The 6,351-nt window shown below is 33.0% G+C and carries 7 protein-coding genes and 1 pseudogene; 2 read left to right on the top strand and 6 right to left on the bottom strand.

Annotated features, from left to right (window positions below):
• Positions 1 to 282, top strand: a 282-nt coding sequence (locus tag BM212_RS11710) for an IS3 family transposase (RefSeq protein WP_143744955.1), incomplete at its 5' end; no start/stop codon positions are given.
• A 74-nt stretch (positions 283 to 356) separates the two neighbouring features.
• Here BM212_RS11710 and BM212_RS11705 read toward each other — a convergent pair.
• The 4 genes and pseudogenes from BM212_RS11705 to BM212_RS11690 all read right to left on the bottom strand — a co-directional run.
• Positions 357 to 605 (bottom strand): annotated as a pseudogene (locus BM212_RS11705) (aldo/keto reductase); the annotation flags it as partial.
• A 116-nt stretch (positions 606 to 721) separates the two neighbouring features.
• Positions 722 to 1,081 (bottom strand): nuclear transport factor 2 family protein, encoded by a 360-nt coding sequence (locus tag BM212_RS11700; RefSeq protein WP_072693688.1) that lies wholly within the window; start codon positions 1,079 to 1,081, stop codon positions 722 to 724.
• Between the two features lie 71 nt (positions 1,082 to 1,152).
• Positions 1,153 to 1,581 carry a MerR family transcriptional regulator gene (locus tag BM212_RS11695; protein WP_072693687.1) on the bottom strand — a complete coding sequence of 143 codons (429 nt, stop codon included), beginning with the start codon at positions 1,579 to 1,581 and terminating at the stop codon, positions 1,153 to 1,155.
• 48 nt (positions 1,582 to 1,629) lie between these two features.
• On the bottom strand, positions 1,630 to 2,214 hold the full coding sequence (locus tag BM212_RS11690; protein ID WP_072693686.1) for a histidine phosphatase family protein: 585 nt from the start codon (positions 2,212 to 2,214) through the stop codon (positions 1,630 to 1,632).
• An 877-nt stretch (positions 2,215 to 3,091) separates the two neighbouring features.
• On the opposite strand from BM212_RS11690, the gene BM212_RS12940 reads away from it, so the two are divergent.
• Positions 3,092 to 3,226 carry a hypothetical protein gene (locus tag BM212_RS12940; RefSeq protein ID WP_257786581.1) on the top strand — a complete coding sequence of 45 codons (135 nt, stop codon included), beginning with the start codon at positions 3,092 to 3,094 and terminating at the stop codon, positions 3,224 to 3,226.
• A gap of 308 nt (positions 3,227 to 3,534) precedes the next feature.
• On the opposite strand, the gene glpK is transcribed toward BM212_RS12940, so the two are convergent.
• Positions 3,535 to 5,046, bottom strand: coding sequence for a glycerol kinase GlpK (gene glpK, locus BM212_RS11680; protein ID WP_072693685.1), 1,512 nt, complete (start codon positions 5,044 to 5,046; stop codon positions 3,535 to 3,537).
• Between the two features lie 63 nt (positions 5,047 to 5,109).
• The gene (locus BM212_RS11675; protein ID WP_072693684.1) at positions 5,110 to 5,652 is read right to left on the bottom strand and encodes a TetR/AcrR family transcriptional regulator C-terminal domain-containing protein; all 543 of its coding nucleotides are present in this window, start codon (positions 5,650 to 5,652) and stop codon (positions 5,110 to 5,112) included.
• Positions 5,653 to 6,351: the final 699 nt, after the last annotated feature.

The following is a 6,351-nucleotide window of genomic DNA, read 5'->3' as shown; positions in this document are numbered from 1 at the left end:
TTAAGTAGAAAAGGGAATCCTTACGACAATGCCGTAGCGGAGTCCACGTATAAATCATTTAAGTTTGAATTTGTCTATGACAACACATTCCATACACTCTATGAACTGCAAGTTCAACTTATGGACTACGTCTATTGGTGGAATCATTTTCGCCCACATGGATCATTAAACTATGAATCTCCTATCGATTATCGAAAAAGTTGGGAACAGGAACAGGTTGAAATTAAAGTCTGCAAGTCCGTTGTCCATCAGCCGGTCAAAACTAGCCTTACATTCAGTTAAAGAGGTTGAAGTAAACTCAAACATCTTTTACACCTTATAATTTTTGTTCAAAAAAGTGTTGACATACCAACCCCATCATAGTTAACGTTATCTACCCATACTTTTGTCGTTACAAAAAGCTCTTCACGAGGCACGTCCGAATGAGCGATTCCTTTACCAACGGCTTCTTCATTCATATAGCTTTGTGCAGTATCAATATGACGATAACCTGCTTTGATCGCGTCTTTTACGGCTTTCTCAGCTTCTTGTGGATCTGTGATTTGAAACGTCCCAAATCCTAAAATCGGTACTTCTACACCATTGGCTAGTTTTACAGTTTTCATATAAAATTCCTCCATTTAAATTAGTTATTTTTGACTACATTTTCACTATACACCTTAGAGTTAACTTCAAAGCAACTCTTTTAACCTGTTTTTTTCTTTTTGATATAGCTGATCTACTAATAGTTGATTCTGGTATAAGAAAAAGAAGCAAGTTTCAATTCTTCATTTATCTTCGTATAGATTTCTGTTACTACAAAGGGATTGATCACTTCATTTCCACTTACAATAGCTGTTAATTTTACTTTATTTAACAAAATAACTGTCGTATCAAATTCGTGAATCGTTTTTTCTTCAAATGCTACATGTTTGTAAATGATTTCCCTAGATTTTATAATGTTGATCTCTTCATCTCTTGATAAAGTAACGCCCATGTGCACAAAAACCGCATTGGAGTGCACCAAATCCATTAAAGTATCCGAATCAATTTCTTTTAAGCTTTTCCAAATTTTTTCAGATATTTCCATAACGTTGTTCATCGATCAGATCTCCTCTTATAGCTTTTCAAAGGTAAAGCGATTTTTCGTTATATACGTTATATAGTCGTTTATTAGTTTTTTACCCGAAAAGATTGATTCCATAACTCTTCTACTCTTTCGTTACTTTTAAACTCTTCATTTATACGTGCTATATGTTCGTCATACGTATCGATCTTATATTGAAGTAGGTTACGAACGCTCATCATTTCTTCTAGTTTTGAATCTACTTCAACTAATTGTTCTTTTAATATATCTTTTTGAGCTAACCTTTCGTCTCCTTCTACTTGAGAAAGCAACGTAAATTGTATAAGAGATTCAATGGACACCCCAGCACTACGTAAACTTTTTGCCAAGAACACCCAATTTATATCTTGGGTGGTGAATTGCCGATAGCCATTTTCTCCTCTGGTTATTGTTGGTATAACGCCTACCTGTTCGTAGTAGCGTATTGTATCTGTTGTGATTCCAAACATGTCTGCCACTTCTTTAATAGACTTCAAATTTCCCACCTACTCTACTTAAATTTTATTTTTATTACTACCGTTAACTTATAGACCTAGATCAGTATAATCATGATTTACAATCTTTTTTAATCTAAAAATATCATTTTCGAATTCAAATATTAAAATACAGCAATTGGCAAGTGGCGCTTCCTGATCAACGCTGCTTTCGTGCGCCCAATGTCTCATAAACTGTCTACAAGAAGCTCCATGTGATACGGCCAATATATTTTTTCCTATATCTTTTTGCACAAGATCCATAAGCGTATCAGCTATTCTTTTTTTAAAAGCTTCTTCTCCTTCCCCACCATAAGGTACAAAAAAATCACCGTAAGGTAACGGAGGATTTAAATACTCATGTTCTGCTTCTAATATCCCAAAATTCCACTCTTTTAGTCCTTTAACTCTTTTGTAAGGTTGATCTGTTAAGATTTCTAATGTATCACAAGCTCTTTCCGACGTAGAAGAATAAGCGGAATCGAATGTAATCTGATTGGTTGAAAAATAGTCTTTTGCAATTTCGGCTTGTTTTATTCCAATTTCAGTAAGTGGTGAATCAGACCATCCTTGTATCTTTTTCATTTTGTTAAAAAAAGTTTGTCCATGTCTTACTAGATAAACTGTTTTCTTCAAGTCTATTCCTCCATTCATCTTTAACTCTATCATAAACTATGAAGTTCACTTTAAGGCAAGAGAAAAGAATTTATATTTGTAAATTTTTTTCTTACTGTTACTTTTTTTACCGTTTTAATAATTTACGAGAGAAATGCAAAAAACGCAACAATCTATAATATTGTTGCGTCCAAAACCTTTTACATTTAAGGTTTTCTTTGTATACTTAATTTAAAGCAAAATAACGCAACGTAATTTAAAACTTGTTGCGTTTTAAGGAGTAGTACCTCGATTCCAGTAAAAGACCAAGAAAAAGTAAAGTTTTAATAACTTATTTACCCCTTTTTTTAGATAATGGTTCTATAATAAATGACGTTGGTGAGAAATTACCAACGTCATTTATTATAGAACCAAAATTTATTACTGTTTGACTTTATTCTCTACCAACGTTGTTTGACGTAGAACCATTTTATTTTAACTAAATTTAGCTCATCCACACCATTTGACGAAGAGCCTAATTTAAGGAAGAGAGACCAAAAAAATATTCGAAACAACAGTTAGCTTTGCAATGCAGCTACTTGGAGAAAATTCTTATACAGAAGTAGAGAAAATGACTGATATTAGTAAAAGTACTTTGACATGCTATAAGAGAAAATACACGTTACAACACTAGTGATTTTTTTATATAAATAATACAATAAACCTGGATTATTCATATAATCTATCCTTAGTACTTAAAAATGTTGTAGTACCGAAACTTACAAGCATTCCGATTTTTCACCTATGGTGAAAAATCAAAATCGTGCTTAAGGTCGGCATGTAACTGTTCTCAATACATTTCATAAAAAGTATGAATAATCCAGGATAAATAATAATTTATAAGAAAATAGGGATAAAAATGGCTCAGGCAGACTTAGATTTAATTGCAGAATCTTATCAAAAAGCTTTAGCTTTACCTAAAAGAAGAAAAAACGAAATATTAGTTTCGTTGATGAATCAGCTTGAACATAACTATTCCACACTCATTATATAATAAAAGCGTAGAAGATAACAGATTTAATCTGCATAAAAGTATAAGTTTATTTACATACTCAAAGGTATAGTTGGTTTTTCTTAAGAGATGAAATCATTCAGTTTTATGAACGGGTTCGGAAAAACGCCGTTAAGAAGACGAATTTTCGTTATCTTCAATAACTATTATACTACGTTTTTCATAAAGTGAATTTATACACGTAGCGTACTTATTGTTTTATAAGAAAAAAACTATCTTAGTTAAATAATCTCAAATACAGAACTTTAGAATAAGGTAGCTGCTTAACAAAATAAAGACCTTGTATTTTATTAAACTTGCCCATGTAGTAATTTAGCGTAATAAAGAATAGCTTTTACAGCGCTATGCCAACCATGTAATCTTTCTTGTCGTTCTTTATCAGTCATATGTGGTTCAAATTGTTCTTTTTCAGATACTAAGGCAGTTAATTCATTTTGGTCTCGCCAATAATCAACCGCTAATCCAGCCAGATAGGCAGCACCCAAACTTGTTGTTTCTAAACGTTCAATTCGTCTAACAGTTTTTCCTAGGATATCTGCTTGAAATTGAATCAATAAGTTATTTTGTGCAGCTCCTCCATCAACGTGAAGAATATCAACTAGAATATCAGTATCTAGTTCCATTAATTCAATAATGTCACTAACTTGATAGGCGAGTGATTCTAGAGTAGCACGGACTAATTCTCGGCGGCTGGTGGATTCATCGATCCCTAGGACAGCTCCACGTGCTGATGAATCCCAATAAGGTGCGCCAATACCTCGAAAGGTCGGGAGTACATAAACGCTGGAATTAATCTCCGCTTCAAGCGCCAATAATTCTGAATCATCCATCGAATCGAATAAATTTAATCCATCTTTTAACCATTCTATTGCACTACCTGAAATAAGTGCTGAACCCTCAAGAGCGTAAGTTACCTTCGAACCAATAGAATAACCGATTGTCGTAAGTAATCTGTGTTTGGATAATTTTGGTTCGAAACCTGTATTCATAACAATAAAAGTTCCTTGCCCATAGGTACTTTTTACTTGGCCTGGTTGAAAGGCTAACTGGCCAAATAAAGCAGCCTGTTGATTCCCAGCCACGCCAGAAATAGGGATATTTACTTCGCTAAATAAATCTATATCCGTTAGGCCATATACATGAGAACTAGGATAAACCTTTGGCAACATACTTTTAGGAATATGAAACAGATTTAGTAAATATTCGTCCCATTCTAAAGTATGGATGTTGAAGAGCATCGTTCTAGAAGCATTTGTATGATCAGTTGAATGAATTTTACTATTCGTTAGATTCCAAATAATCCAACTATCAACTGTACCGAAAGCTAACTCTCCATTTTCTGCTCGTTTTTGTGAGCCAGGATGATGATCAAGAATCCACCTTATTTTACTAGCAGAAAAATAAGGGCTTAGAACCAATCCTGTTTTCTCGTGGATGTATTCTTCAATTTTTTCTTCTTTTAGTTGATTCACAATTGCTAATGACTGATTAGAACTCCAAACAACGGCATTGTGTATGGGGTGACCCGTTTTACGGTCCCATACAATAGTTGTTTCACGTTGGTTGGTTATCCCAATTCCTTTAATCTGACTAAAGGATACTCCTGAATGTTCCATAACATTATCGATAACCTTACAAACAGATTGCCAAATGACAAGTGGGTCTTGTTCTACCCAGCCAGCCTTTGGTATATGTTGCTCAAACTTTTGAGATGCGGTATTAATGTAATTTCCTTGACGATCAATGATAATAGCACGCGTTGTCGTTGTTCCTTGGTCGATAGATAAAATATATTCTGCCATCAGCAACCATCTCCTTAAGTATATTACATAGAAAAATCGTCTTAAATCTAACCTTTTTTTAAATTAAAACTTATTATGAATTGTTTTAATAAGTAATTCATGAAAGTGATTACTTTGAGGAACACAGTCCTTAAGCACCCAACGGTAGAGCATCTCAGACAAACCATACGTATAAAATTCAGTAGTTATCTCCATAGAATTTTGATTATAGACTGAATGAACATGGTTTTTATAATAGTCTTTCATAATTGTTTGGACTTCTTTTTTTATGTAATAAATAAAATAATCTTTAAAAGAATCTAACTGTGTATTAGAAAAAATTCGCTTATAGTAGACTTTATTTTCTTCAAGATACGTTAATAAATAGAATAATATATCCTCTCGGTTTTCCCAAATAGAAATCAAATTAATTGATCCAGAAACCTCATAGGAGAAAATCCAAGTAATTAAATCATACTTGTCATCAAAATGGTCATAAAAAGTTTGGCGACGGTACTCGGTTTGAACCATTATATTCGTTATCGATATCTTGTCGATAGCCTTTTCGCAAGTTAGTTTTTTGAAAGAATAAGAAATGATTTCCTTAGTTGTGTTATTTTGGGTCATATTTCTTAACTCCTTTGACAACAGATTAGCTTTAATATTCTCTTACAGTTGATTATACATCATACTAAAAATAATTGAAGCGATAAAGTCTTTCTTTTGTCTGTTTAGTTGATAACGTTTACTTAATAAACTGATTTTATAAAAAAATAAAGCGCTTTAATTATTTGGTGAATATTTTAGCAATTAATTTTTAAAGACGTTTTATTTCAAAAATAGGGGGAATAGAATGGAGAAAACCATTTATTAGTCCATCAAAATATGTCCAAGGTGAAAATGAGTTGTTAAATTTAGGGTTCTACATTAAATCTTTAAGTGAGTCAGTATTAGTTATTGGGAATCCTTATGATATCAATCGTTTTCAAGATAAGTTGGATCAAACTTCTAAACATTTTGTAGTCATATAACACTTAGCTGACTTTGGTAAGGAAGCAACACGAGAAGAAGCCGACCGCCTTAAAAAGCTAGCAAAAGAAAAAGGAGCAGACGTCATCGTCGGTTTAGGTTTCGAATTAGGGGGACTTGCTGCAGCTCATGCTATTTATAATGGTTAACGGTTCTAAATGGTCCTCATAATTATTTCCACATGGTGAACAAGTGGCCTTTACAACTTTTGTTCAACGTATTCTTGAAGATGAACCAACAAAAGAAGTGGAAGAGTTATTAGATTTCAGTTTATCGGTTGGTTTGCCTGTTTTTTTA

It is taken from the genome of Marinilactibacillus piezotolerans (assembly GCF_900114235.1).
Classification (GTDB): Bacteria; Bacillota; Bacilli; order Lactobacillales; family Carnobacteriaceae_A; genus Marinilactibacillus; species Marinilactibacillus piezotolerans.
The sequence above is the reverse complement of the archived record's forward strand: the minus strand, read 5'-3'. Positions and strand labels throughout refer to the sequence as shown.